The following is a 24,586-nucleotide window of genomic DNA, read 5'->3' on the forward strand; positions in this document are numbered from 1 at the left end:
AGCGGTGCGGATTCCACGGCGCGGTGGGGCCGGCTCGACATTCTGGTCAACGTCGTCGGGGGCACCTTCCGCGCCGCGTTCACCGACACCCGGCCCAAGGGCTGGGACGCACTGCTGCGCGGCAATCTCACTCATGTGCTGCACGCGTGCGCGCTGGCCGTCCCGCGAATCCGGGCGGGTGGCCGCGGCGGCAGCATCGTCAACCTCACCACGATCGAGGCACACCGGGCGGCACCGGGTTTCGCGGTGTACTCGGCGGCGAAGGCCGCGGTCGAACAGTTCGCCCGCACGCTCGCGGTCGAGCTCGTCCCCGACGGCATTCGCGTCAACAATGTGGCGCCGGACTATGTGCCGACCCCGAATCCGCGCCGGATGCCGCACGGGGATGCGGCGATGACCGATCCACGCGGGCGGCGGGTCGCCATTCCGCTGGGCCGGCCCGGTGAGGTCGGCGACGTCTCGGGGTGCGTGGTGTTCCTCGCCTCGGCGTTGTCGGCCTATCTGACGGGAACGACCCTGCATCCCGACGGTGGGACCGGCGCCTCGGCGGGCTGGTTCAACTGGCCGGAGACCGGCTGGGCGAACTACGCGCCGATGCGCTATCTGGCCGCCGATACGGACGATCAGTAGGCGAGGAAGAGGATTTCGTCGCGCGAGTAGTCGTGGCCGGGGTGGTTCTCGGCCAGATGCTTCTGCGTCTTCTCGACGAGGTCGTCTTCGTCGATGCCGACGATCTGTTCACCGCAGGGGCAGCCCAGTCTGGTCTTCAACGTGGTTCTCCATCGGTCGGGCTGGAATGTCGTTCCCCGTCACCTTAGGCACATTCTGTGCCGCTCGTCACCCCGGGTCACCCGCCCGTTCCCCGTCCGGGACCACCCCTCCGGCGCTGACGGCGGCCCTGAGCTCGGCGTATACCTCGGCTGTAACGTGTGACAATTCGCGCGTGGAGGAACCGTCGAGCCACCGGTCGAAGGCGATGCCGAAGACGGTCACCGCGACCCGGGCGCACAGGGTCGCGACGGCCTCCGAAGCGCCTGCGGTCCGCAGCGCGTCGGCGAGTTCACCACCCAGGACGGCCATTTTCCGGAGTTCACGCTCCTGGAGTCCGGGATTGGCCGCGATCACCGCCCGCCGCTGCCGCTGCCACGCCGGCAGAGCGGGGATCTGCGCACCGGCCGCCTGGATCGCCGCGATCGCCGTCGCCATCGGGTCCGCATCGGCTGGCGCGGCGGCCACCGCTTCGGTGATCGCGCTGCTCAGCAGGTCCTGCCCGCCGAAGAGCACCTCCCGCTTATCGGCGAAATGCCGGAAGAAGGTGCGTTCGGTGAGGCCCGCCCGTTCCGCGATCTCGGCCACCGTGGTCTCGTCGAACCCACGCTCGGTGTACAGCTCGAGGGCCGCCTCCGACAGCCGGCCGCGCGCATTGGGTTCCCATCGGCTCATGATCCGATCCTAGGTGACGACAGTTGCTGACATTCGGCTGCCGGCGGCAACGCGCGAACCGGTGGACACCCTCCGGATACTGTCCTATAACGTGTTCTAATTCGGGTGGGCCGGGAACGGAAGGGCCGAGGCGATGATGGCATTCTTCAGCCGCGACGAACGGGGATTCGTCGCGGGCGACTTCGCGGTGAGCAAATGGTCGCCCGATCACGTAGCCGGACCCGCGATCTGCGGTCTGCTGGCGCGAGAATTGGAAACCCATTGCCCAGGATCGGGTTTCGTTCCCGCCCGCCTCACCGCCGATCTGTTCCGCCCGGTGCGGAACGAACCGATCACGGTGCACAGTGCGGTGGTGCGGTCCGGCACCCGGGTGCGGGTCGCCGATGCGTGGATCACCCAGAACGACGAGGTGCGGGTGCGGGCGTCGGTGATGTATCTGGCCGTCGCGCGGCAACCTCCGGGCCGGATCTGGCAGGCCGAGCAGACTTTGCCGGTGCCCGACCGGCGGCTGGACGCGCCCACCGGTCAGCCACCGGTGTTCAAATGCGGTGACGGCGACTGGTCCGGTGACTTCGCCGCCGCGCAGAACGGCGAACGCAAGTCGGTCTGGCAGAATCTGCCGCCGCTGGTCGAGGGCGAGCCGATCACGCCGTTCCAGCGCGCGGCGTTCCTGGCCGACACCACCAACCTGATCTGCCACTGGGGCACCGAGGGCGTCGGCTACATCAACAGCGACGTGACCCTCACCCTGGCCAGGCTCCCCGAGGGGCGGGAGCTGGGATTGCATGCCCAGGACCACATGTCGGCCGACGGCATCGCGGTCGGCACCGCCACCCTCTACGACCGGGCCGGCCGGATCGGCACCTGCGTCGTCACCGCACTGGCCAACGCCGCCCGCCAGGTGGATATGGCCGAGACGAGGGTCTGAGAGCGTGTGCTCTCATGCGAGGATGACCCGATGATCGTGTTGGTTCCCGCAGACGTTCTGCGCTCCGGCAGCGCCGACGCCCACTTCGCCGCCGATGCCGAGGCCGCGCGGGCGAGTGGAATGCAGGTGGAACTGGTCGATCACGACGCCCTCATTCGCGACGATGCAGCTGCGGCGGTGCGGCGGGTGCGCGGCGATGGGCCCGCGATCTACCGGGGCTGGATGATGCGCAGCGAACAGTACGCCGCCTTCGAGGACGCACTGCGCGCGCGAGGCGTCACATTGTGCACCGATGCCCGGCACTACCGGCGAGCTCACGAATTTCCCGGCTGGTACGACGTCTTCGCCCGGCACACTCCCGAATCGACCTGGACCCGCGGTGTCAGCCGCGACGAATTCGACCTTGCGCGAAGCCATCTGGGATCCGGCCCCGCCGTCGTGCGCGACTACACCAAATCGATGAAGCACCACTGGCACGAGGCGATGTACATCCCGGACCTCGCCGACACCGAGGCGGCCTGGCGGGTCGCACAGCGTCTGTGCGAGCTCCGCGGGCCCGACCTGACCGGCGGCTTCGTACTGCGCCGCTGCGAGGATCTCGCCGCCGAGGAGGTGCGCACCTGGTGGGTCGACGGCAGCTGCCGACTGGCCGGCCCGCATCCCGACACCCCGGACCGGGTGCCGGCACCCGAACTCGATCTCGGTCCAATCGAACCGCTGGTCCGCGACATCGGATGCCGTTTCGTCACAGTCGATTTCGCACTGCGATCCGACGGTGCGTGGCGGGTCCTGGAGATCGGTGACGGGCAGGTCAGCGATCGACCGGGCACCCTCGCACCACACCGGTTACTGGCCGCGCTCGCGCATCTCAGCGGCCCGGCCGCGCCGCGCGAAGACAGAACTCGGTAACCCGCCGCATGTCCGCCGCGGTCGGTTCGGCTCGCCGCCACAGCAGTTCGGCGAGGCGGCCGACCACCGCGTGCGCGGCCAGCGCCGCGCCGACATCCGGTTGTTCGCAGCCCAATTCGGCGAACGGCGCGCGCAGCAGCTCGGCGAGCCGGGTACTGGCCTCCGGCGGTCCGGTCACCAATCCCTGCGCCAGACCGCCGGCATTCCACATCACCGCCCGGGTGGTCGCGGCGACCTCACCGGCACCCTGGGACAGCACGCCGTCCACCCATTCGCGCACCGCCTCCCCGGGTGTGGACCGCTTGCCCATCCGATGCTCCAGATAGTCCAGCAGCCGGGCGGTTCCGTCCTCGAGGAGGGCGGCGACGAGCGCGTCCTTGGAGGCGAAATGCCGGTAGAAGGCATCGTTGGACAGCCCGGCGACGGCGACGATATCGGCGACGCGCGGACGTGACTCGGTTCCGCAGCGCCGCATCACCACCAGCCCGGCATTCAGCAACCGCCGGACCTCCGCGGTGTAGGCGGCGCCGCGTTCGGCCAGGGCCCGCTGCGCGATCCGGGCCGCGACGTCGTCGTTCATCGTCGGCTGTCCGGCCCGGCCCGCAGCGCCGCCGTCACGCCGCCGTCGACGACGAGATCGGTGCCGTTGAGGAAGCTCGCCGCATCGGAGAGCGCGAACGCCACCACGGCCGCGACCTCTTCCGGACGTCCTTCGCGGCGCAGCGGCGTGCGCTCGACCAGCTGCCGCATGGTGGCGTGTTCGGCCGCTTCCTGGCGGCCCTGCGGAGTGTCGATGATGCCGGGCGAGACCGAGCAGATCCGCGCTCCCGCGGGCCCCAGCCGCACCGCCTCCCGCCAGACCAGCCGCTGCACACCGCGTTTGGCCCACCCGTAGGCGATGCCCGGATGCTCCAGCGCCGGGCCCACGGCGTCGCGGATGCGGTCGAGGAAATCCTCGTGCAGCGGATCGTCGAGCACGGCGAGGGCGGCGGGATCCGGTGGATTCGGGTCCAGCAGCGGCGCCATCGACGCGAACACCACCGCCGCGGTGCCCGGGACGGCCAGTGGCCGCACCGCGTCGAGCAGATGAGCGGTGCCGATCAGGTCGACGACGAAGATGCGCCGCCAGTCCGCCATCGTGGGCGAAATCCCCGCCGCATGAGCCACCGCCCGCACTTCGCCGCGTTCGGCGAGGTATGTCGCCAGTTCCGAGACTCGTTCGCGATCGGCGACGTCGACCACGAAGGCCTCGGCCCGGGCGCCATCGGATGTCAGCTGCTCCGCGGCCGCGGTCGCACCCGCCTCGTCGCGATCGGCGAGCACCAGCACATCGACCCGATCCGCCAGGGCGCGGGCGCATTCGGATCCCATCCCACGTCCCGCACCGGTCACCAGCCCAACCGTGGTCATCCGCGATCACCTTCGTTCCGTCGTTCGTGGCCCGGTGCCCAGCAGCGGGCGAGGGCGGATTCGGCTGCGCGACTCAGCAATTCGATGCGGAATCCCGTCGGCCCGGTCAAGAAGGCGAACAGCGGGACACCGCCGGGGCCCGGCCGCACCGCCTCCACCGTGTACCCGGTGTCCTCGAGTTCCGCGATATCGGCGGGCACGTCGTCGGACCAGTAGCCGAGATGGTGAATGCCGCTGCCGGACACCGGCTCCCACAGCGTGCCCGCCACCGCCCGGATCACCTCCACCCGCGGGACGGTCGTGGAGTAGACGCAGCGGATGTCGACGGCCTGCTCGCCGGACGGCGACACCACAGTGAGCGGTCCGCCCGTCTCGATTCCCCACTCGTAGCCCAGCACCCGCGACAGCGCCGCGGTCGTGGCCGCCATATCCGCGGCGACGATACCGATGTGGAACTGGTCGCCGGCCCTCATACGCCGCGCCTCTGCGGAATCCCGTCGGCCAGAATCCCGTCAGCTCGATCAAGAATGCTATTCTTCGTCACGAGAATTATATTTCCATCGAATGGGAGGAGGCGCAATGGCGTGGGATTTCGAGACCGATCCGCAGTTCCAGCAGAAGCTGGACTGGGCCGATGCGTTCGTCCGCGAGGAGGTCGAACCGCTCGACCTGATCTGGCCGCACGAGCAGTTCGTGCCACCGGACCCGGCCCGCCGCGCCGTGCTCGATCCGCTCAAACAGCAGGTGCGCGACCAAGGGTTGTGGGCCACCCATCTGGGGCCCGAACTGGGCGGACAGGGCTACGGGCAGCTGAAACTGGCGCTGCTGAACGAGATCCTGGGCCGATCGTCGTGGGCGCCGGTGATCTTCGGATGCCAGGCTCCCGATACCGGCAACGCCGAGATCATCGCGCATTTCGGCACCGAGGAGCAGAAACGGCGCTATCTGCGACCGCTGCTCGAGGGTGAGCTGTTCTCCAGCTATTCGATGACCGAACCGCAGGCCGGCGCCGACCCGACCCGGTTCACCACCTCCGCGGTGCGCGACGGTGACGACTGGATCATCGACGGCCGGAAATTCTTCTCCTCCAACGCGGCCACCGCGGCCTTCCTCATCGTCATGGTGGTGACCGATCCGAATGTCAGTGCCTATCAAGGCATGTCGATGTTCCTGGTACCGACCGACACCCCCGGCGTGCGCATCGAACGCAATGTCGGACTCTACGGTGAACCGCTCGACGGCGGCGCGCACGCGCTGATCCACTACGACAAGGTGCGCGTTCCGGATTCGGCACTGCTCGGCGGCGCCGGCCAGGCGTTCGCCATCGCACAGACCCGGCTCGGCGGCGGGCGCATCCATCACGCCATGCGCACCATCGGACTGGCTCGCAGCGCCTTGGACATGATGTGCGAGCGGGCGCTGAGCCGCGAAACCGCGGGCAGCCGGTTGTCGGACAAGCAGTTCGTGCAGGGCTATATCGCCGATTCCTACGCCCAGCTGCAGCAATTCCGGCTGTTCGTGCTCTACACCGCCTGGGAGATCGACAAATACAACGACTACCGCAAGGTGCGCAAGGACATCGCCGCGGTGAAGGTCGTGATGCCGACCGTGCTGCACGACATCGCCTGGCGCGCGATGCAGGTGCACGGTGCGCTCGGGGTCACCAACGAGATGCCCTTCTTCACGATGATCCACGGCGCCGGCGTGCTGGGCCTGGCCGACGGGCCGACCGAGGTGCACAAGGGCACCGTCGCCAAACAGGTCCTGCGCGACTACCGGCCGAGCGAGGATCTGTGGCCCAGCCAGTGGATCCCGAAGAAGCTCGACGCCGCCCGCGCGAAATTCGCCGACCATCTCGAACACGAAGTAGGTAACCTGTGATCGACACCGCCCGCCTCGCGGAGTGGATGGACGCCCGCGACCTGCCCGGCCGTGGCGAACCGGCACAGGCCCGGTTCCTCTCCGGCGGCACCCAGAACGAGATCTACCTGATCAGCCGCGGCGAATACCGTTGCGTCCTGCGTATCCCGCCCGCCGGCGCACCTCCCGAACGCGACGCCGGGATCGCGCGGGAGTGGCGGATCACCGCCGCTCTCGAGGGCACCGACGTCCCGCACACGCGCGCCGTCGCGGTCTGCACCGACCATTCCGTCCTGGGCCGCACCTTCTATCTGATGGGCTATGTGGACGGCTGGTCGCCGATGGACAGCAAACGCTGGCCCGCGCCGTTCGATACCGATCTCGAGGCCCGGGCCGGCCTGGCCTACCAGCTCGCCGAAGGTATCGCGCTGCTGTCGCGAGTCGACTGGCGCGCCAAGGGATTACAGGATCTGGGCCGGCCCGACGGATTCCACGAACGGCAGGTCCAGCGCTGGACCGACTTCTTCGCCCGCCACCGCGGCCGCGACCTCGACGGGATGGCCGAGGCCACCGCATGGCTGCGCGCACACCGGCCCCTCGACTACATCCCGGGCCTCATGCACGGTGACTACCAGTTCGCCAACGTCATGTTCGAACACGGCGCGCCCGCTCGGCTGGCGGCACTGGTCGACTGGGAGATGGGAACGGTCGGTGACCCGAAACTGGATCTCGCCTGGATGGTGCAGAGCTGGCCGGACGACACTTCCTCCCCGGAGGCCGCCGGGGTGAGCTATGTGGATCTGCGCGGCATGCCGTCGCGAGACCAGCTGGTCGCGCACTACGCGGACGTGTCCGGCCGGCAGGTCGACGACCTGGACTACTATCTGATCCTGGCGAAATGGAAGCTGGCCATCGTGCTGGAACGCGGATTCCAGCGCGCCGGAGACGATGTCAAGTTGCAGTCCTTCGGCCCGATCGTGCCGAAGTTGATGCGCGAGGCGGCCGACCTCGCCGAGAGCACGGAGTACCGATGAGCACCACCGAATCCACCGACCAGGTCGTCGTCGAGCGCCGCGATGCGGTGCTGATCGCCCGGATCAACCGCCCGGATGCGCGAAACGCGCTCAACGGCACCGTTTTACGCGGTATCGGCGCGGCGGTGCTGACCGCCGAAACCGATCCGGAGATCCGCGCACTGGTGCTCACCGGCACCGGCGACCGCGCGTTCTGTGCCGGGATGGATCTGCGCGAATTCTCCGACGGCTCCGGGAAACACGCGGAGTCACCCGAGGAGCGCAGCGCTCTCGAGGCCTACGCCCGCATGGCCTCGGGCCGCACGCCGGTTCCGGTCATCGGCGCCGCCAATGCCACCGCGGTGGGCGGTGGCCTGGAACTGCTCATGGGCTGTGACATGATCGTGGCCTCCTCGGCGGCGAAGTTCGGACTCCCCGAGGTGAAGCGCGGACTCTTCGCCGCGGCCGGTGGCACCGGTATCGGCACCCGCGTTCCCCTCGGCATCGCCCTCGAATTGCTGCTGACCGGACAGCTCATCGATGCCGAGCGCGCCGAGCGGATCGGTCTGGTGAACGCGGTGGCCGCACCGGCGGACGTTCTCGACACCGCGGTTGCCCTGGCGACCACCGTCGCCGCCAATGCCCCGCTCGGCTTGGCGGCCTCCAAGGAACTCGCCCGCATGGCGGTTACCGACGACGCCGCGGCCACCGAACGCCTGAAGCATTGGCAGCACGCGGTTTTCACCAGCGCCGACGCCGCCGAGGGCGCCCGCGCATTCCTGGAACGGCGCACACCCCGCTGGCAGGGCAAGTGAGCCGGATGCGGGCAGCGGTGTGCCCGGAGTACGGGCCACCGGAGGTGGTGCGCATCGACAAGCGGCCGGTGCCCGAACCGGGCACCGGTGCGGTCCGGGTGCGGGTGCACGCCGCGGCGGTCAACTATCCCGATGTGCTGCTCGTCGCGAACGAATATCAGATCAGCGTGCCCCCACCGTTCGTGCCCGGGAGCGAATTCGCCGGCGAGGTCGTCGCGCTCGGGCCCGGATGCGCAGAGGTCGCGATCGGCGACCGGGTTCGCGGCACCGGCCTGTACGGCGCGTTCGCCGAACAGGTCGTGGTCCCCGCCACCAAGCTCGCACCGATTCCGGACGGTGTCGACGCGGCCGCCGCGGCGGCCTTCGGTGTCACGTATCGCACTGCCTACCACTGCATTCGGTCGGTGGCGCGGGTGTCGGCGGGCGCGGAGCTGATCGTGCTCGGTGCCGGGGGCGGTGTCGGGTCGGCGGCGGTGGCAGTCGGTGCGCGGCTCGGGCTGTCGGTGACCGCGGTGGCCTCCTCTCCCGCCAAACTCGAGGTCGCGGCCTCCCTGGGGGCCACGCGTCTCATCGACCACCGCGACGGCGAGTTGCGCCACGCACTGCGTGCCGCGCTACCCGACGGAGCCGACGCGGTCGTCGACCCGGTCGGCGGGGCGCTCAGCGAACCTGCGCTGCGGTCGGTGCGCCGCGGCGGGCGTTTCGTCACGGTCGGCTACGCCTCGGGCACGGTTCCCCACATCCCCTTGAATCTGGTGCTGGTCAAGGGGATTCACGTACTGGGATTCCAGTTCAAGGATATCGACCGGGCCGAATTCGACCGCAACGAGCGCGAACTCGGGCGGCTGCTGACCGACGGCCTGCGCCCGCATATCGGCGCCCGCTTCCCGCTGTCCGACTCCGCCGCGGCCCTCCGGCTGGTCGCCGACGGGCACGCGGTCGGAAAGGTCGTCATCGATATGGACGACGGGGCGGGCGGTTAACCGGCCACCGGCACCAGATCCACCGGCGGCGCCCACACCGGCGCTCCGCTGCGGAACGTCTCCAGCGGAGCCACCGCGGTGGCCGGTATCCCCGCGGCGGCGAGGGCCTGACGCTTGAAAGCCCGTGCGGCGACACTCAATCGGTGCTGCACCGTATCCACCCGGCAGTCGAGTTCACTGGGACAGAACTCGCCGAGCAGCGTGACCTCGGACAGTCCACGGTCGAGTGTGTCGAGGACGCCGCAGCGGATGCGGTGATCGGTTTCGAACAACTCACCGGCCAGTGCCACCGCATGCGGATGCGGGCCGTGGACGGGCGAGGACAGTGAATCCTCCATATCGAGTACGACGGCGCCGAGAATCTCGAGCGCGCGGGCGTGGGTGGGATCGCCGACGATGACGGTGACCTCCCAGCCCGCCATCCCACGATCGAACAGCCAGCCGCCGGCGCAGCGCACCACTTCGGTCACCGTCGGCGCCACCACACCCAGCCGGTACCTCAATGGACGTCGCTGCGCGTCAGCTCGCGTTCGAGCGACCGAGCGTACTCCTGGAACACCTTGGTCAGTGGAATCGAGGGATCGAGCAGCCATGACGTTTCCATTCCATTGAGAAAAGCGACTATCTCCACAGCCTTGACGGCAGGGTCCACATCGGCGCTGTAGCGCCCGCAGCGCTGTCCGCGCCGGATACTCTCGGCGACCTGATCGGTTGCCGCGCGGTAGCGATCGAGCAGGCGATCGTGCAGCGGCGCATCGGGTTCCAGATTCTCGATCAGCAGCACCGCGTACATGCCGATCAGATCGGGTGCGCGGTGGAAACGATCGGCGACTCCAGAGATCTGTTCGGGCAGTTCGCCTTCCAGATCCGCGTGCATTTCGTCGTCGGTGTCGCGGGCCTCCAGGACCGCGTGCAGCAGTTGATCCTTCGATTCGAAGTGGTGCAGCAACCCGGCCGGGGTGACTCCGGCTTCCCGGGCGATCTGCGCGAGCGTGGTCGACCGCCACCCGTTGCGGGCGAGCATCCGCTGTGCCACGGCGAGGATGCGCAGTTTGCGCTCCTCCCCCTTGGCGAGCAGCGTGTCGTAGGCCCGAACGTTGGCTGGCCGTCGCTGACCGGACACCGAACTCCTTTGGTCGAAGCAACCTACTGAACACACAGTAGGTCGGTTTGCCCCATGTGACAAGGGTCTCATTTGTGCCGACTTTTGCCTCAGATCAGATCCGACACAGCGGACGTATCACGAGCGCGGCCGGCACCGGTCAACGCCCCTTCCACACCGGTGAGCGACGTGCGGCGAACGCCGCCGGCCCCTCCTGCGCATCCTCGCTCCGATAACAGTGTTCACTGGCCGCGCGGGCCGCCCGCAGGGCCGCCGCACGGCCCATCTCGGTGGCGAGCATAACCGTCTCGCGCGCGGCGCGGACCGAAAGTGGTGCGCCGCTGAGGATTTCGCCGGCCAGCTCGATCGCGGTGTCCAGCAGTCGCTCGGGTTCGGCGAGGCGATTGACCAGACCGATCTCGTAGGCTCGCCGCGCGTCGATGGGGGCGCCGGTCAGCAGCAGTTCCATCATGATGCGCTGCGGGATCATGTGGATCAGCGGCGCCGCCCACGGGGAGCTGCGGCCGACCTTCACCTCGGTCACCGCGAAACGCGCGGTCGTCGCGGCGACACACAGATCGCAGGCCTGCGCGATCATCCATCCGCCGGCGAACGCGGCGCCGTTCACCGCGGCGATGGTCGGCTTCGACAACTCGACGGTGTCGTAGGGCAGCGGGTACATCTCCCGCGGCGGCACCCGCATCCCGGTCGCGACCATCTCCTTCAGATCGCCCCCGGCGCAGAAGGCCTTGTCGCCCGCGCCGGTGAGGATCGCGATCCGCAGCGCCGCATCGTGTTCGAAGCGGTCCCAGGCGGCGAACAGACCCGCGCGGATCTCGGCGTCCAGGCAGTTGCGCGTGGCGGGCCGGTTCAGCGTGATGACGGCGATGCCGTCGGCGCGGGCGTCGAACAGCACCGCCCCGGTGCCGGGTGAATCGGTCGCGGGTGTGCCGGCCATTCAGAATCCTCGCTTCGTGATCTCGGCCGCGGCCCGTTCCAGGTCCTCGCGGAAATCGGGATGCGCGATGGCGGTCAACCGGCGCGCCCGCTCGGCGAGGGTGCGCCCCGCCAGCTCGGCCGCGCCGAATTCGGTGACGACGATGTCGGTTTCGCTGCGCGCGGTGGTGACCGGGCCCGACAGCGCGGCGCTGATCCGGCTCACAGTGCCGCCCTTGGCGGTGGCGGGTAGCGCGATGATGGCGTGCCCGCCGCGAGCGCGCGCCGCCCCGCGCACGAAATCGACCTGTCCGCCGGTGCCGCCGAGATAGGCCGTTCCGTGCTGTTCGGCGTTGACCTGTCCGGTGAGGTCGACCTCCACCGCGGAATTGATCGACACCAGATCGTCGAGCCGGGCGAGCACGGCGGCGTCATGGGTGTAGGTGGCCGGGCACATGCGAATCGCGGGGTTGCGGTCGGCGAAGTCGTAGAGCCGGCGGGTGCCGATCAGCGCGCCGGTCACCGAGACGCCGGTGTCGATGCGCTTGCGAGCGTTGGTGATCGCGCCCGCCTCGACGAGGTCGACCAGGCCGTCGCCGATCATTCCGGAGTGCACACCGAGATCCACCCGGTCGCCCAGCATCCGCAACAGCGCGTCGGGCACCGCGCCGATCCCGGTCTGCACCACGGCACCGTCGCCGATGAAGGCGGCCGCGTGGCGTGCGATCGCCTCGTCGACGGGTCCGATCCGCGGCGGGGCGACGGTGACCGGCGGTCGCGATACCTCGACCGCGTAGTCGATCGCGCTGCCGGGAATCGATTCGCCGTAGGTCCACGGCACCTGCTCGTTGATCTCGGCCACCACCACCCGCGCGGCGCGTACCGCCGCGGCGACATGGTCGCTCACCAGCCCGAGGCTGTGGTTGCCGTGCCGGTCGGCGGGCGCGACCTGAACGAAGGCGCAATCGCACCGCAGCGCGCCGGATTCGAGCATCGGCCCGATCTGCCCGACGTGGCAGGCGATCACCTCGAGCGCGTGCGAGGCGGTCAGGCCACGCAGCGCGCCGATCGCGCCCATACTGCGCATCCGCAGGCCGGCCGTGGCGGCCGGGGTGAACGATCCGGAGAAACTGGTAGCGATGAAAACGGTCAGCCCGCCGATCCCCGCGCCTTGCCGCAACAGGATTTCGACCAGGGTCGGCGGTTCGCCGCAGGCCTGCCCGATCACGAGATGATCGCCGGTTCGCAGGAATTCGCTCAGATCCAGGTCCGCCGGATCGCGCACCACCGTCATGCGGCGCCTCCGCCGTCACCGGCACGCGCCAGACCGCTGTCCCGATCGCCGACGAGTTCGGCGGTGTGGGCGCCCAGCCGCGGCGCCGGTCCGGCCACGCGGCCGGGAGTCCGGGAGAACCACGCAGGCGGCCCTGGGAAGCGCACCGGACCGTTCGGCGTGTCGACGGTTTCGAAGAAGCCCACCGCCTCGAGATGCGGATTGTGGAACAGCGCGTCCAGGGAGTTCACCGGCGCCGCCGGGATCTCGAGTGCCCCGAGCAGGTCCAGCCACTGCTGTGTCGTGCGCTCCCGGAACGTGTCGGCCAGCAGGGCGTAGACCTCCTCGATCCGCGCGGCCCGCTGGGCGAGGGTGGCGAATTCGTCTGTGGCCCAGGGCGGACGCACGGCGTCGACGAACGCGATCCACTGTTTGTCGTTGTAGACCAGTGCCGCGAGGTATCCGTCGGCGGTGCGGTAGGGCTTGCGGTCGGGGGTGAGCGCACGCGGATATCCCGGCGGCGCGAGCGCCGGTTCGAACAGAGCGCCGGCGGCGTGCTCCACGAGCATGAACGCCGCCATCGTCTCGAACATGGCGACCTCCACCTCCTGGCCCTCGCCGGTCCGTTCCCGATGGAACAGCGCCATCACCGTCGCGTACAGGGCGGTCAGGCCGGCGATCTTGTCGGCCATGATGGTGCCGACGTAGGCGGTGTTGCCGGTCAGGCGTTGTTGCACATAGGGCAGTCCGCATTCGGCCTGGACCGTGTCGTCGTAGGCGGTGCGATCGGCGGCCGGGCCGCGGCGGCCGTAGCCGTAGCAGTTGGTGTAGACGATCGCCGGATTCACCGCCGCCACCGCCGGATAGTCGAAACCCAGAGCCGCGATCGCCCGTCCGCGCATCGAATGGATGAACACATCGCCGGTGCGGATCACTGCGCGCAGTGCCGCCTTGCCGGACTCGGTGCGCAGATCCAGCACCACGCTGCGTTTGCCGCGGTTGACGTTGACGAACACCCCGCCCATTCCGGGTTCCGGTCCGGCGGAGATGTAGCGAGTGTTGTCCCCGGCGGGCGGCTCGATCTTGATCACCTCCGCGCCCATATCGGCCATGATCTGGGTGCAGTACGGGCCCATGACCATCGCGGTCAGGTCGACGACCCGCACCCCCGCCAGCGGACCGGCGGCGGTGTTCGGCGGCTGCATGATCGGTGCCTCCTCGTTCGACACTTCCGCGCGACGACCGGCTCCGGACGGGCGTGACCACGGCGTCCGGGCACGTGGAATCGAAGCCCACCGGCGGCGCGGAGTCGCGAACCGCCCTCGGGGGCAACATCTTCAGGCTATCTGATGAATCTTTACAAGGATAGTGATATCAAGGTTCGGTGGGCAGTGACAACAACGGCGTGCGGATTCCCGCTTCGGTCGCCGCGATCCTCGATCCGATGCTGGCCACCCGGCCCGACGCCACCGCGATCGAAGCGGTGTCGGGCGCGTGGACGTATGCCGAACTCGACGAGGCGGCGGGGCGGGCGGCGGGTGCGCTGTGGCGACTCGGGGTGCGCCCGGGCGATCGGGTCGCGGCGTGCCTGCCCAACGATCTGCCCATCGTGGCGGCCTTCCACGGCGCCCAGCGGATCGGCGCGGTGTGGGCCGGAATCGGCGAGGCGGCCGCAGCCTCCGAACAACAGCTGCTGTGCGATCTGGTGGAGCCGTCGGTCGTGCTGGCGGGACCGCGATTCGAACCGCGAGTTTCGCACGCTGTCGATCCCGACCGATGGGCCGGGCTGCTCCGCGCGGCCGACCCCGCGCCGCGCGTGGAGCTCAATCCCGAGGCACCGGCCGGAATCGCGTTCACCAGCGGCACCTCCGGGGTTCCCCAGGCCGTCGTGCATTCCCAGCGCGGCATGCTGCTGCCGGGCGCGGTCACGGTGGCGACCCGCGGCTGGGGTCCGGATCTGCGCCGCGGCGACAGTTTCGCGCTGACCATTCTCAACATGATGATCCTGTCCACCCTCACCACCGCCCAGGCCGGCGGCACCGCGGTGATCATGAACCGGCGCGACGCCGACGGCGTGGCGGAATGGATTGCCGCACATCGAGTTACGGTGTGGAACGGCGCACCCGCCCAGCTCTACGATCTGGCCCGCCGCACTGTCGATTCGAGCTCGCTCCGTGAGGTGTGGAGCGGTGGCAGCGACACCTCCGACGCGGTGCGCGACGCCTTCGCCGAGGCTCACGGCCTGGTTCCGCGCGTCACCTACGGGCTCACCGAGGCGCCGACCGTGGTGTCGATCGACCCGCCCGGTTCGGCGTGGCGGCCGGGCACGAGCGGCCGGGTGACGCCGCAATTCGATGTAGCCGCCTACGACGACGATGGGCACCGCCTGCCTGCCGGTGAGCCGGGTGAATTGCGGCTGTCCCCCGCATCGGCCGGGCCGTGGGCGAATCGATGGACACCGATGCTGGGTTACTGGGCCGATGGCCGCGTGCGCCCGGGCGAGCAGCTGCCGCTACCGACCGGCGATATCGGCACCGTCGACGAGGGGGGCTGGCTGCGGGTGATCGACCGCAAGAAGCTGGTGATCATCCGTGGCGGCGCGAACGTCTATCCGCTCGAGGTGGAGCGCGTCATCACCGGATATCCGCAGGTCGCCGCCGCCGCGGTCTGCGCGATACCCGACGAACGGCTCGGCCAGCGCGTCGCCGCCGTGGTCGAGAGTTCGGGTCCGGCACTGGATTTCGATGCGCTGACGGCGTGGTGCCGGCGCGAACTCGCGAGCTACAAGGTGCCCGAGCGCTGGGTTCAGGTGCCGGCGCTGCCGGTGAATGCGATGGGCAAGATCCAGCGCACCGAACTCGCGGCGCTGGTGGCCGCACGGCCCGGCGAACCGCCGTCACCGCCCGGCGCACCCTCATGAAACCCGCTGCGAGGAAAGGAAGTACGCGGTGACCGGACAGCACAGCTCCGGCGGGGCGGACGTCTTCGACCTGAAGGGCCGGGTCGCGATCGTGACCGGGGCGTCATCGGGCCTCGGAGCAGCCGTGGTCCGCACCCTTGCCGGACTCGGCGCCCGGGTAGCGGTGGTGGCGCGCCGGCGCGAGCGGCTGGACGAGCTGGCCGCGGAGATCGACGGCCTCGCCGTCACCGCCGACCTGTCGGAACTCGACCGGATCGGCGCCATCGCCGAGGCCACGGCCGCCGCGCTCGGTCCGCCGGAAATCCTGGTCAACGCGGCGGGCACCATGTTCACCGAGGAACGCGCGGAATCCGAACCGCTGTCGGCCATCCGGTCCACCCTGGAGCTGAATCTGGCCGCACCGCTGCTGCTGTCGCAGGCGGTGTTCGAGCATATGCGCACGGTCGGCCGCGGCAGTATCGTCAACATCTCCTCGATCAGTGGCCGGGTGGGCATCCCCGGCATCCCGCAGGCGTCCTACGCCGCCAGCAAGGCGGGATTGTCCGGTCTGACAGCCGAATTGGCGGTCCAGTGGGCCCGCCACTCCATCCGGGTGAACACGGTGGCCCCGGGCTTCTTCCGCAGCGAGATCACCGCCCCGCTCTACGACAACGAGCGCCCCCGCGATTATCTGCGCCGCAACACTCCCCTGCCCCGCCACGGCACACCGGAGGACGTGGTGGGCGCGGTCGCCTGGCTGGCGGGTGATGCCGCGGGCTATGTCACGGGTCAGACGATCGTCGTCGACGGCGGGTGGACCGCCCGCTGACCCCTACCGAACTCGCAAGCTCGGATGCGCATGGCGTCCGGTCCGGCATTCGATGTCGAGGAAACCCTCAGGGTGTGAAGGCCGGATCCCGGTAGCGGCGGGCGAGGTGTGCTCTGTGTTCGGCCGGGGAGCCGAACAGTGCGCGGTTGAAGGTGGCGCGTTCCAGGTAGCGGTGGATGCCGGTCTCCCAGGTGTATCCCATTCCGCCGTGCAGTTGCATGGCCTTTCCGGCGATGTCGACCGCGACGGCGCAGGCGTGGGACTTGGCCCGGGCGACCGCGATCCACGCATCCGCGCCGCCGCGGACGTGCGCGGCGACGGCGGCGTCGACGAGCCGGCTCGCGACACGCAGTGCGACGAGAATATCCGCGCACGCGTGTTTCACCGCTTGAAAGGACCCGACCGGCCGGCCGAACTGTTCGCGGGTGCGCACGTGGGCGACGGTGGCTTCCAGGGCCGCCTCGGCGAGTCCGACGCTGTCGATCGCGGTGGCCAGCGCGGCTCGCTCGAACAACACGCGCAGCGGGTCGGCCCCTGTCCAGGGCCACACCGACTCCGCCTGGACGCGGGCGTGCTCGGCGTGCACCGCGCCGACGGTGCGGGTCGCGTCGAGAATCGGCTGCCCGGTGACCGCGAGACCGGGCGAGCCGGGTGACACCGCCACCAGAACCGCCGATCCGCCCGGTTCCCTCGCCGGAATCAACAGCGTGGTCGCGGCGGTGACATCGGCGGCGAATTCCGCTGTGCCGGACAGGTATACGGCGTCATCGCGGCGCTCGATCCGGAACGGGACGAATCCAGCGGACCCGCTCCACGGTGGCGCGGCGTCCCCGCCCGCCACCACGATCGGCACATCCGCGCCACCGGCCGTCGCGCGCAACAACCGGTCCCGGGCGGCGTTCGGCGCCACCGCGGCGAGCGCGGGCAGCGTCAGCGCCGTCACCGAGGCGTAAGGGCTGTGGATGAGGGCGCGGCCCATCTCCCGCAGCACCACCGCGACTTCGGCGAATGTGGCTCCCGCGCCGTCGAATTCGGCGGCCACCTCGAGACCCGGCCACCCCGATGCCGCGATCGGCGTCCAGTCCTGCGGCTCCCCCGGCGCGGTCGCCCCGAGGACGCGCCGCGCCACCGCGCGCAACTCGTCGTGCACCTCCGCGAAATCGGTCACCGGCTCCGACAGCTGCCCGGTCATCGCGGCACCACCGGTTCCCGCGGCAGGCCGAGTCCGCGTTCTCCGATGATGGTGCGCTGGATCTCGCTGGTGCCGCCGGGAATGGTCCACTCCCACGAGCCGAGGAAGTCGAGCATCCAGGCCCCCGACTCCCATCCGCTGGACCGCGGTTTGCGCAGCACCGTATGGGCGCTCACCCCCGCCACTTCCGTTCCGAAGTCCGTCATCCGCTGCAGCAGTTCGCTGTAGTACAACTTCACGATCGAGGCATCGGCCGGGCCGGGCCGCTCGGCCGCGACCAGATCCGCGCACAAACCCCGCAGGCCGGCCAGTTCGGTTTCCAGCCGCGCCAGCCGGTCCGCGACCGGTGGATCGTCCAGCGCACATCCGCCACCGGGACGTGGCCGCGCGCACAGCGAGACCAGTCGCCGGAAACCGCCGTGCGCCAGCCGTTCCGCCAGTTCGAGCATCGTCAGCCCGCGTTCGGCGCCGAGTGTCCGCTGCGCCACCTGCCAGCCCTGATGTTCGGGACCGATGAGATTCGCCGCGGGTATCTCGACCTCGTCGAGGAAGATTTCGCAGAAATGCCACTCCCCGGTGGCCTGCCGGATCGGCCGCACCTCCACCCCGGATGAACGCATATCGAGCAGGAAGTATGAAATCCCGTGCCGTTGCGGGGCTTTCGAATCGGTGCGGGCCAGCAGCAGGCACCAGTCGGCGAACGCCGCGCCGCTGGCCCAGAGTTTGCGGCCGTTGACCACGTAGGTGTCGCCGTGGCGGCGCGCGGAGGTGCGCAAGGCCGCCATATCCGATCCGGCGTCGGGTTCGGAGAAACCCTGGCACCAGATCTCGCCGTCCAGAATCGCGGGCAGATGCCGCTCGCGTTGCGCGGCGGTCCCCGCGGCCAGCAGCGTCGAGGCCGCGTGATGAATCGAGACGAACGCCAGCACCAGCCGCGGGGCGTCGTGCGCGGCGAGTTCGGAATACAGCACCGCCTGCTGCGCGACCGGCATACCGCCGCCCCACTCCCGCGGCCAGTGCGGCACCGCGAAGCCGCCCGCCCGCAGGCGTTGAAACCATTCCTGTTGGAAGTCCACGAATTCCGCATCCGTGGCGCCGGTCTGCCGCGCCCGCCACGCGGGCGGAATATTCGCCGCGCACCACTGCCGCACCTGCTCCCGGAATTCGGCCAGGGCATCCATCGGCTACCTCCGGGCCGCCGAGCGCCGCAGCGCCAGCAGCCGTTCACGATGTTCGGGTGAGCACATGGTGACCGATTCGGCGGCGAATCCCGCCTGCATCGCACCGCTGAGAGCCTGTGACAGATACATGTTCGCCACGCGCTTGGTGGCCCGCAGCGCCGGCGCCGGTTGCGCGGCGAGCCGTCGCGCCAGCCGCAGGGCGTCGTCGAGCAGATCCTCCGGTTCGGATACCGCGGTGGCCAGCCCCAAGTCGACGGCGGTCGGGGCGTCGATGCGGTCACCGGTGTAGAGGTAGACGCGCGAGCGCAGCAGCGGAGTGAGCAGCGGCCAGAAGGCCGCGCCCCCGTCACCGGCGACCAGCCCCACGCTCACATGCGGATCGGCCAGATACGCGCTGCGCGACATCAACACCACATCCGACAGGACGGCAACGCTCGCGCCCAGACCCATGGCGGGACCGTTCACCGCGGCGATCACCGGCAGCGGGAAACGCAACATCTCCTCGATGATCTGCGCGCCTTCGCGCAGACTCTCCTCCCGCGCCACCGGATCGTCGAGGAAGGAGGTGATCCAGTCCAGGTCACCGCCCGCGCTGAAGGCCCGGCCGGCGCCGGTCACGACGACCACCTTCGCCGCGGTGTCGGCCGCGAGCTGCCGCCACACATGGGCGAGCGCCCAGTGCAGCGGTTCGTTCACGGCGTTCAATTCACCGGGCCGGTTGATGGTCACCGTTCGCACCGGCCCGCTCCCCGTCACGGTCAGCACATCGGGCAGGTCGTAGGTCGGAATATCGTCCGTCACAGGCACTTACCGCACTTTCGCATTCGGTGCATATGTGCACTCACTGCCATGTCGCATCGACTGCCTCCCCGCCGTCGAACGGCCCGGGCAGGCCCCGTGTGCCGAGATGGCGGGTCAGCCGATCGCGCGTCCCGGAACTCGCCCACGGCAGCCGGCGCAGCGGCAGGCTGTAGCGCGACAACCACGACAGCGGCGATTCGTCGCAGAAGCCGATGGCCCCGTGCAACTGGTGGGCGACCCGGAAGACGATTTCGGCGGCATCGAGCGCGGCGACCCGCGCCGCGAGCGCGTCGCCGAGAGCATCTTCCCCGCCGCACCGGACGCTCCACAAGGCGTATTTCGCGAGGACATCCAGTCCGCTGCGTTCGACTTCGGCATCGGTGAGCTGAAATTGAACGCCCTGGAATTTCGCCAGCGGCTGTCCGAACTGGGTGCGCATCAGGACATGGGAGCGGGTGAGGTCCAGGGCGCGGTCCAGCATGCCCAGCAGCGTCCAGCAGTTGAGCGTCAGCGCGAGTGCCGCGTCCGTGCTCCCGGCCGCCCCGACCGAGGTCAGTGCCAGCGGCGTCACGAAGGCGGAGGTCCGCGGCGACGCACCGTCGGGCAGCGGCCGCGCCTGAAAGAGCTTGCCCTCCACGGTGACTGCCGCCCACCGCAAGTCCAGATCGGCGACCGCACCCCGAGGGCGGGATTCGGTGACCACCACCAGACCGTCGGCCTCCGCGTCGAGCGGCCGCGAGAGCCGTTCGGCCAGCGGATACGGCAGCGCCCGGTAGCCGGCACTGCGGCACAAGGCCGCCGCCGCTTCCAGATCGTCGCCGTCGCGACGCGGATCCAGCTCCCACGCGCCGAGCCCGGCCAGGACGGGCGCGACGATGTCGGCGCGACGGGACGGATCGGCCTCGGCGTCCTGGATCAGCCGGTCCCCGCCCGCGGCCGCGAAGGCCCGGCTCGCCTCGCGGCCGTAGTCGGTGGCCTCCCTGCTCAGGTCGATGTTCACGACGCCCCCAGCAAGGCCCGCGACAACAGCAGTCGCTGCATTTCGATACTTCCCGAAGCGATGGTCGCGGCCTGCGAGTACCGCCAATGGTCGGCGACCGCGCGGCGAAACCAGCTCTCCCGCTGCGTATCCGGTGCGGTGTCGAGCTGGTCTGCCAGTTCGGCGAGTACTTCGGCACTGTCCTGATCGAGCCGGGTCACGGCGATCCGATAGGCAGCGGCATCCGCGGGCGCCACCCGGTCCCCGTTCTGCATCGCGATCACCCGATAGGCCAGCAACCGTGCCCGGCGGCAATGCACCAGCATGCGCGCCCAGCGCCCGCGCAATTCGGCCGGCACCTCCGCCCAGCGATCGCCCAGGACCTGCGGCGCCGCACGCAGCAGTCGTTCACATCGGGCGTAGCGAGCGATGCCGACGCGTTCGAAGGCCAGCACCTCCTGCACGACCGCCCAGCCTTCGCCGACCGTGCCGAGCACATCGTCCTCGGTCACCCGCAACTCGTCGAAGAACACCTCGTTCAGATGGTGCGGGCCCATCATGGCCCGGATCGGCCGCACCTGGACCCCCGGCGAGGACATCGGCACCAGGAAGATGGTCAGCCCGTGGTGTTTGCGGGCGCCGGTGGCCGTGCGCGCCAGCAGGAAACACCACTGCGCCATGGTGGCGTAGGAGGTCCAGATCTTCTGCCCGCTGATCAGCCAGCCGTCGCCGTCGCGGCGGGCCGTGGTGCGCAGCGACGCCAGATCCGAGCCCGCCTCGGGTTCGCTGAATCCCTGGCACCAGATCACCTCACCGCGCGCGATCGGCGGCAGATGGGTGCGTTGCTGCCGCGGGGTGCCGTGCCGCATGAGCGCCGGGCCGACCCAGTTGACCCCCATGTACTGGGCGCCGCGCGGCTCGTGGTGGGCCCACATCTCCTCGCGGACCACCGTCTGCTCCCACACCGATCCGCCGCGCCCGCCGAACTCGCGGGGCCAGGCCGCGCACAGCAGTCCGCGCTCGGCCAGGACCCCGCAGAACTGCTGCGCTACGGCGAGATCGGCCGGATCGTCGGTGAAGGCGCCCAGGAAATCGGCGGGGACATGCTGGGACACCAAGCGCCGCAAGTCATCTCGCAGCGCGTCGGCGGCCTCCCCCATCGTGAAGTCCATCACCCGACGGTACGTCAATCCTCACAAGGATAGCAATATTTGAATGGTCAGCACGGCCTGGTTAGAATCCGTGCATGGACCAAAGGCAGCCCGCGTGACCACCGCGCGTCGCGGGCGGATTCCGCAGCGCCGCATCGCCGAAACGGTCGCCTCCGAGCTGCGTACCCGCATCCTCTCCGGCGACGACGACTATCGCCTGCCCACTCAGGACCAGCTGGTGAAGGAATTCGGCGTCAGCTATCCCTCGATCCGGGAATCGCTGCGCATCCTCGAGACCGAGGGACTGGTCACCGTGCGGCGCGGCAATGTCGGCGGCGCGGAGGTCCACCGGCCCGACGAAACCTCCGCCGCCTACCACCTGGGTCTGGCACTCCAGGGGGCGCGAGTCACCCTCGGCGATCTGGCGGCCGCGCTGCAGATGCTCGAACCGCTGTGCGCCGCCGAATGCGCGCGCCGTCCCGACCGCGCCGAGGTCGTGGTCCCTGCACTCGAGGCCAATATCCACGCCTGCGAGGAAGTGGTCGGCGACGGTGTGGCCTTCACCCGCACCGCGCGCGAATTCCACGACCTGGTGGTCGCTTTCACCCCGAACGCGACGGTGCGCTGCGTGGTGTCCAGCCTGGTCACCCTGTGGTCGGCACAGGAGCAGGCGTGGGCCGAGACACTCACCCGGCGCGGGGAATACCCGTCGAAACCACAGGCCCACGACGCGGCCCGGGTGCACGCCCGGCTGGTCACCGCGATCGCCGACGGCGACGACGCCGAGGCCGAACGCCTGGCCCGCGCCCACCTGCGCGCGACCCAGTCCGTCGTGCTCGAACGCTACGACTCCGGTGTGGTCAACGCTTCCTCGGATCTGGCACGTCAGGCCATCGCCGCGGGTCCGCGCGCGAGACTGTAGGTACCGATCGAAAAGCTCAAGGGCACAGCGCGTTCGGATCGGCTGCGCGCCCCATTCGCACTTGCGGGCAGCGCCGTGAGTATGCCGTCACGACACTGCCCAGCAACACCTCAGTCGCGGTAGCGCTCGGCGACGGCGGCGAATTCGTCGAGAGCGCGCAGCGATTCCGATTCCGGCAGGGTCGGCAACGACAGCGTCACCCGCTCGACGCCGGCCTCCGCATAGGCATCCAGCAGTGCGGGCTCGGGCGCGACCGGCGTGATCGCGATCGGAATGTCGCTGTCGCCGACGGCGGCCAGTTGCGCCGGCACCTCCGAAGGATCGGCCACGCCGTTGGGCACCCACCCGATACCGAGGCGCACCGCACGCCGCGCCGCGACCTCCCCGCCCCCGACGAAGATCGGCGGATGCGGTCGCTGCACCGGCTTGGGCCAGGCGAAGATCGGGTCGAAATCGACGAAGCGGCCGTGGTATTCGGCCAGATCCTGGGTCCAGATCGCCCGGATCGCGGCCAGTTGCTCGTCCAGCAGGGCGCCGCGTGTCCGCGGGTCGGTGCCGTGGTCGGCCATCTCCTCACGGTTCCAGCCGACACCGACACCGAAGACCACCCGCCCGCCGGAAAGGTGGTCGAGGGTGGCCACCTCCTTGGCGGTGTGGATCGGGTCGCGCTGGATCAGCAGCGTGACACCGGTACCGAGCACCAGGCGTTCGGTCACGATCGCCACCGCGGCGAGCGCTACGAACGGATCGAAGGTGCGGTAGTACACACGCGGGAGCTCGCCGCCGCCCGGGTACGGCGTTTCCCGGCTCGCCGGAATGTGGGAATGTTCGGCGAGGAACAGCGATTCGAATCCGCGCTCCTCGAGTGCCGGTCCGAGAACCCGGGGACCGATGCCCTCATCGGTCAGGAAGGTGTTGACTCCGATCTTCATACGAGGCCGAACCTCGCCATCGCATCCGCGTATTCCCCGCCTCGGCGGATGTCTCGCGGGGGGTGACGCGCACCGGCCCGAATTGCCCCTGCGCGCAGCGTGAATGCGAAACAATCGTGCATATCCGACGCGGCTCGGTTGGGCCGCGACCGCCGAGAGGAGCGTGACATGCAACCCGAGGCATCTCCCTACCCGGTCCGCGTGCGCGGCGATCTGGACCCCGCGCTGTCGCGCTGGCAGTGGATCGTCAAATGGATTCTGGCGATACCGCATTACATCGTGCTGTTCTTCCTACATATCGCCTATGCGGTGGTGACGGTCATCGCGTTCTTCGCCATCCTGATCACCGGCCGCTATCCTCGTGGGCTGTTCGATTTCAACGTCGGCGTCCTGCGCTGGTCGTGGCGCGTGCGGTTCTACGCGCTCTCGGCACTCGGCACCGATCGATATCCCCCGTTCAGTCTCCGGTCCGACGAGAGCTATCCGGCCGATCTCGACGTCGACTATCCCGAGCGGCTGCACCGGGGTCTGGTCCTCATCAAATGGTGGTTGCTGGCGATCCCGCAGTATCTGGTCGTCTGGGCGTTCGTCGGCAGCTCGCGGTACTGGGGCGGAGACGACGACGGGACCGCCGTCATCTGGATTCCGCTGCTCGGCATCCTCGTCTTCATCGCGGCGATCGCACTACTGTTCACCGGCCGGTACCCGCACGGGCTGTTCGCCTTCGTACTCGGCATGAACCGATGGACGCTGCGAGTCCGGGCCTACGTGTCGCTGATGCGCGACGAGTACCCGCCGTTCCGGCTGGACCAAGGACCGCGTGAACCCGAAAATGACTCGCGCCCACCGGAATCCGGCTATACCGTCTGATCACTCCCCCGTATGGTCCGGCCGCGGGCGCGGCAACTCCGCGCCCGCGGCCGGACTCACGTTCACCCACGGCCGGCGCGAATGCCGGACGGCGCAGCTGTTTTCACACACCGACAGCTCCACGACCGAGACGAACGTGTCGCCCCACGGGCCGCGGA

At 69.6% G+C, this 24,586-nt stretch carries 27 protein-coding genes; 11 read left to right on the forward strand and 16 right to left on the reverse strand.

What is annotated here, in order from left to right; translation table 11 throughout:
* The first annotated feature begins 42 nt into the window (after positions 1-42).
* A complete protein-coding gene (locus IRT45_RS13485) occupies positions 43-630 on the forward strand; it encodes an SDR family NAD(P)-dependent oxidoreductase (RefSeq protein ID WP_228534313.1) in 588 nt (195 codons plus the stop codon).
* Here the strand turns inward: IRT45_RS13485 and IRT45_RS13490 are convergent.
* Both IRT45_RS13490 and IRT45_RS13495 read right to left on the reverse strand, forming a co-directional pair.
* Positions 624-770: a DUF1059 domain-containing protein gene (locus IRT45_RS13490; protein WP_194806193.1), complete on the reverse strand. Its 147-nt coding sequence runs from the start codon at positions 768-770 to the stop codon at positions 624-626. The genes IRT45_RS13485 and IRT45_RS13490 overlap by 7 nt on opposite strands.
* A 67-nt stretch (positions 771-837) precedes the next feature.
* Complete coding sequence (locus IRT45_RS13495) at positions 838-1,443, reverse strand: TetR family transcriptional regulator (protein WP_194806194.1); 606 nt, start codon at positions 1,441-1,443, stop codon at positions 838-840.
* 133 nt (positions 1,444-1,576) lie between these two features.
* Here IRT45_RS13495 and IRT45_RS13500 point away from each other — a divergent pair, with 133 nt between their 5' ends.
* Both IRT45_RS13500 and IRT45_RS13505 read left to right on the forward strand, forming a co-directional pair.
* Positions 1,577-2,371 carry an acyl-CoA thioesterase domain-containing protein gene (locus IRT45_RS13500; RefSeq protein WP_194806195.1) on the forward strand — a complete coding sequence of 265 codons (795 nt, stop codon included), beginning with the start codon at positions 1,577-1,579 and terminating at the stop codon, positions 2,369-2,371.
* A 30-nt stretch (positions 2,372-2,401) separates the two neighbouring features.
* Complete coding sequence (locus tag IRT45_RS13505) at positions 2,402-3,280, forward strand: ATP-grasp domain-containing protein (RefSeq protein WP_194806196.1); 879 nt, start codon at positions 2,402-2,404, stop codon at positions 3,278-3,280.
* On the opposite strand, the gene IRT45_RS13510 is transcribed toward IRT45_RS13505, so the two are convergent.
* The 3 genes from IRT45_RS13510 to IRT45_RS13520 are packed head-to-tail and all read right to left on the reverse strand — an operon-like array spanning position 3,240 to position 5,163.
* Positions 3,240-3,860, reverse strand: a complete 621-nt coding sequence (locus IRT45_RS13510) for a TetR/AcrR family transcriptional regulator (RefSeq protein ID WP_194806197.1) — start codon at positions 3,858-3,860, stop codon at positions 3,240-3,242. The two genes, IRT45_RS13505 and IRT45_RS13510, sit on opposite strands and share 41 nt — an antisense overlap.
* Positions 3,857-4,690 (reverse strand): SDR family oxidoreductase, encoded by an 834-nt coding sequence (locus IRT45_RS13515; protein ID WP_194806198.1) that lies wholly within the window; start codon positions 4,688-4,690, stop codon positions 3,857-3,859. Before IRT45_RS13515 ends, IRT45_RS13510 begins: the two co-directional genes overlap by 4 nt.
* On the reverse strand, positions 4,687-5,163 hold the full coding sequence (locus IRT45_RS13520) for a VOC family protein (RefSeq protein ID WP_194806199.1): 477 nt from the start codon (positions 5,161-5,163) through the stop codon (positions 4,687-4,689). Before IRT45_RS13520 ends, IRT45_RS13515 begins: the two co-directional genes overlap by 4 nt.
* Before the next feature lie 106 nt (positions 5,164-5,269).
* On the opposite strand from IRT45_RS13520, the gene IRT45_RS13525 reads away from it, so the two are divergent.
* Genes IRT45_RS13525 through IRT45_RS13540 form a run of 4 tightly spaced genes read left to right on the forward strand, consistent with a single transcriptional unit; the run spans position 5,270 to position 9,361 of the window.
* Entirely contained in the window at positions 5,270-6,571 is a 1,302-nt protein-coding gene (locus tag IRT45_RS13525) for an acyl-CoA dehydrogenase family protein (RefSeq protein ID WP_194806200.1), read from the forward strand.
* Between the two features lie 26 nt (positions 6,572-6,597).
* Positions 6,598-7,584, forward strand: a complete 987-nt coding sequence (locus IRT45_RS13530; protein WP_194806292.1) for a phosphotransferase family protein — start codon at positions 6,598-6,600, stop codon at positions 7,582-7,584.
* A complete protein-coding gene (locus tag IRT45_RS13535; RefSeq protein ID WP_194806201.1) occupies positions 7,581-8,378 on the forward strand; it encodes an enoyl-CoA hydratase-related protein in 798 nt (265 codons plus the stop codon). The genes IRT45_RS13530 and IRT45_RS13535 overlap by 4 nt, the downstream gene beginning before the upstream one ends.
* Positions 8,379-8,383: 5 nt before the next feature.
* A complete protein-coding gene (locus IRT45_RS13540) occupies positions 8,384-9,361 on the forward strand; it encodes an NADPH:quinone oxidoreductase family protein (protein ID WP_194806202.1) in 978 nt (325 codons plus the stop codon).
* Here IRT45_RS13540 and IRT45_RS13545 read toward each other — a convergent pair.
* The 5 genes from IRT45_RS13545 to IRT45_RS13565 form a co-directional block, all read right to left on the reverse strand.
* Positions 9,358-9,846: a hypothetical protein gene (locus IRT45_RS13545; RefSeq protein WP_373282261.1), complete on the reverse strand. Its 489-nt coding sequence runs from the start codon at positions 9,844-9,846 to the stop codon at positions 9,358-9,360. The genes IRT45_RS13540 and IRT45_RS13545 overlap by 4 nt on opposite strands.
* A 14-nt stretch (positions 9,847-9,860) precedes the next feature.
* Positions 9,861-10,484, reverse strand: a complete 624-nt coding sequence (locus tag IRT45_RS13550) for a TetR/AcrR family transcriptional regulator (RefSeq protein ID WP_036509135.1) — start codon at positions 10,482-10,484, stop codon at positions 9,861-9,863.
* A gap of 139 nt (positions 10,485-10,623) precedes the next feature.
* On the reverse strand, positions 10,624-11,421 hold the full coding sequence (locus tag IRT45_RS13555) for an enoyl-CoA hydratase/isomerase family protein (protein WP_194806204.1): 798 nt from the start codon (positions 11,419-11,421) through the stop codon (positions 10,624-10,626).
* Positions 11,422-12,693, reverse strand: coding sequence for an acetyl-CoA hydrolase/transferase family protein (locus IRT45_RS13560; RefSeq protein ID WP_194806205.1), 1,272 nt, complete (start codon positions 12,691-12,693; stop codon positions 11,422-11,424). It abuts the gene before it with no gap.
* Entirely contained in the window at positions 12,690-13,877 is a 1,188-nt protein-coding gene (locus IRT45_RS13565; protein WP_375540098.1) for a CaiB/BaiF CoA transferase family protein, read from the reverse strand. Before IRT45_RS13565 ends, IRT45_RS13560 begins: the two co-directional genes overlap by 4 nt.
* Positions 13,878-14,056: 179 nt before the next feature.
* On the opposite strand from IRT45_RS13565, the gene IRT45_RS13570 reads away from it, so the two are divergent.
* Together IRT45_RS13570 and IRT45_RS13575 are read left to right on the forward strand one after the other, a co-directional pair.
* On the forward strand, positions 14,057-15,592 hold the full coding sequence (locus tag IRT45_RS13570; RefSeq protein WP_309240940.1) for a class I adenylate-forming enzyme family protein: 1,536 nt from the start codon (positions 14,057-14,059) through the stop codon (positions 15,590-15,592).
* A 28-nt stretch (positions 15,593-15,620) separates the two neighbouring features.
* Positions 15,621-16,400, forward strand: coding sequence for an SDR family oxidoreductase (locus IRT45_RS13575; RefSeq protein ID WP_309240941.1), 780 nt, complete (start codon positions 15,621-15,623; stop codon positions 16,398-16,400).
* A gap of 67 nt (positions 16,401-16,467) precedes the next feature.
* Here the strand turns inward: IRT45_RS13575 and IRT45_RS13580 are convergent, their stop codons facing one another.
* The 5 genes from IRT45_RS13580 to IRT45_RS13600 are packed head-to-tail and all read right to left on the reverse strand — an operon-like array spanning position 16,468 to position 21,725.
* Entirely contained in the window at positions 16,468-17,592 is a 1,125-nt protein-coding gene (locus IRT45_RS13580) for an acyl-CoA dehydrogenase family protein (RefSeq protein ID WP_194806207.1), read from the reverse strand.
* Positions 17,589-18,773 (reverse strand): acyl-CoA dehydrogenase family protein, encoded by a 1,185-nt coding sequence (locus IRT45_RS13585; protein ID WP_194806208.1) that lies wholly within the window; start codon positions 18,771-18,773, stop codon positions 17,589-17,591. Before IRT45_RS13585 ends, IRT45_RS13580 begins: the two co-directional genes overlap by 4 nt.
* A 3-nt stretch (positions 18,774-18,776) precedes the next feature.
* Entirely contained in the window at positions 18,777-19,580 is an 804-nt protein-coding gene (locus tag IRT45_RS13590; protein WP_309240942.1) for an enoyl-CoA hydratase/isomerase family protein, read from the reverse strand.
* 34 nt (positions 19,581-19,614) lie between these two features.
* Complete coding sequence (locus IRT45_RS13595; protein ID WP_194806209.1) at positions 19,615-20,574, reverse strand: acyl-CoA dehydrogenase family protein; 960 nt, start codon at positions 20,572-20,574, stop codon at positions 19,615-19,617.
* Complete coding sequence (locus IRT45_RS13600; RefSeq protein WP_194806210.1) at positions 20,571-21,725, reverse strand: acyl-CoA dehydrogenase family protein; 1,155 nt, start codon at positions 21,723-21,725, stop codon at positions 20,571-20,573. The genes IRT45_RS13595 and IRT45_RS13600 overlap by 4 nt, the downstream gene beginning before the upstream one ends.
* A gap of 94 nt (positions 21,726-21,819) precedes the next feature.
* On the opposite strand from IRT45_RS13600, the gene IRT45_RS13605 reads away from it, so the two are divergent.
* A complete protein-coding gene (locus IRT45_RS13605) occupies positions 21,820-22,626 on the forward strand; it encodes a FadR/GntR family transcriptional regulator (protein ID WP_194806211.1) in 807 nt (268 codons plus the stop codon).
* A 110-nt stretch (positions 22,627-22,736) separates the two neighbouring features.
* Here the strand turns inward: IRT45_RS13605 and IRT45_RS13610 are convergent, their stop codons facing one another.
* Entirely contained in the window at positions 22,737-23,558 is an 822-nt protein-coding gene (locus tag IRT45_RS13610) for an LLM class F420-dependent oxidoreductase (RefSeq protein ID WP_194806212.1), read from the reverse strand.
* A 168-nt stretch (positions 23,559-23,726) separates the two neighbouring features.
* Between IRT45_RS13610 and IRT45_RS13615 the strand changes: the two genes are divergently transcribed.
* Positions 23,727-24,428, forward strand: coding sequence for a DUF4389 domain-containing protein (locus IRT45_RS13615; protein ID WP_194806213.1), 702 nt, complete (start codon positions 23,727-23,729; stop codon positions 24,426-24,428).
* The last annotated feature ends 158 nt before the right edge of the window (positions 24,429-24,586 follow it).

The sequence above is a fragment of the Nocardia sp. BSTN01 genome (assembly GCF_015354405.1).
Taxonomy (GTDB): Bacteria; Actinomycetota; Actinomycetes; order Mycobacteriales; family Mycobacteriaceae; genus Nocardia.

What these genes read in the sequence shown, in the direction of transcription:
- IRT45_RS13495 (WP_194806194.1), bottom strand. Translation starts at nt 1,443, where the DNA reads ATGAGCCGATGGGAACCCAATGCGCGCGGCCGGCTGTCGGAGGCGGCC.
- IRT45_RS13610 (WP_194806212.1), bottom strand. Translation starts at nt 23,558, where the DNA reads ATGAAGATCGGAGTCAACACCTTCCTGACCGATGAGGGCATCGGTCCC.
- IRT45_RS13615 (WP_194806213.1), top strand. Translation starts at nt 23,727, where the DNA reads ATGCAACCCGAGGCATCTCCCTACCCGGTCCGCGTGCGCGGCGATCTG.
- IRT45_RS13530 (WP_194806292.1), top strand. Translation starts at nt 6,598, where the DNA reads ATGGACGCCCGCGACCTGCCCGGCCGTGGCGAACCGGCACAGGCCCGG.
- IRT45_RS13520 (WP_194806199.1), bottom strand. Translation starts at nt 5,163, where the DNA reads ATGAGGGCCGGCGACCAGTTCCACATCGGTATCGTCGCCGCGGATATG.
- IRT45_RS13580 (WP_194806207.1), bottom strand. Translation starts at nt 17,592, where the DNA reads ATGACCGGGCAGCTGTCGGAGCCGGTGACCGATTTCGCGGAGGTGCAC.
- IRT45_RS13535 (WP_194806201.1), top strand. Translation starts at nt 7,581, where the DNA reads ATGAGCACCACCGAATCCACCGACCAGGTCGTCGTCGAGCGCCGCGAT.
- IRT45_RS13510 (WP_194806197.1), bottom strand. Translation starts at nt 3,860, where the DNA reads ATGAACGACGACGTCGCGGCCCGGATCGCGCAGCGGGCCCTGGCCGAA.
- IRT45_RS13500 (WP_194806195.1), top strand. Translation starts at nt 1,577, where the DNA reads ATGATGGCATTCTTCAGCCGCGACGAACGGGGATTCGTCGCGGGCGAC.
- IRT45_RS13585 (WP_194806208.1), bottom strand. Translation starts at nt 18,773, where the DNA reads ATGGATGCCCTGGCCGAATTCCGGGAGCAGGTGCGGCAGTGGTGCGCG.
- IRT45_RS13555 (WP_194806204.1), bottom strand. Translation starts at nt 11,421, where the DNA reads ATGGCCGGCACACCCGCGACCGATTCACCCGGCACCGGGGCGGTGCTG.
- IRT45_RS13525 (WP_194806200.1), top strand. Translation starts at nt 5,270, where the DNA reads ATGGCGTGGGATTTCGAGACCGATCCGCAGTTCCAGCAGAAGCTGGAC.
- IRT45_RS13505 (WP_194806196.1), top strand. Translation starts at nt 2,402, where the DNA reads ATGATCGTGTTGGTTCCCGCAGACGTTCTGCGCTCCGGCAGCGCCGAC.
- IRT45_RS13515 (WP_194806198.1), bottom strand. Translation starts at nt 4,690, where the DNA reads ATGACCACGGTTGGGCTGGTGACCGGTGCGGGACGTGGGATGGGATCC.
- IRT45_RS13540 (WP_194806202.1), top strand. Translation starts at nt 8,384, where the DNA reads ATGCGGGCAGCGGTGTGCCCGGAGTACGGGCCACCGGAGGTGGTGCGC.
- IRT45_RS13600 (WP_194806210.1), bottom strand. Translation starts at nt 21,725, where the DNA reads ATGGACTTCACGATGGGGGAGGCCGCCGACGCGCTGCGAGATGACTTG.
- IRT45_RS13560 (WP_194806205.1), bottom strand. Translation starts at nt 12,693, where the DNA reads ATGACGGTGGTGCGCGATCCGGCGGACCTGGATCTGAGCGAATTCCTG.
- IRT45_RS13565 (WP_375540098.1), bottom strand. Translation starts at nt 13,877, where the DNA reads ATGCAGCCGCCGAACACCGCCGCCGGTCCGCTGGCGGGGGTGCGGGTC.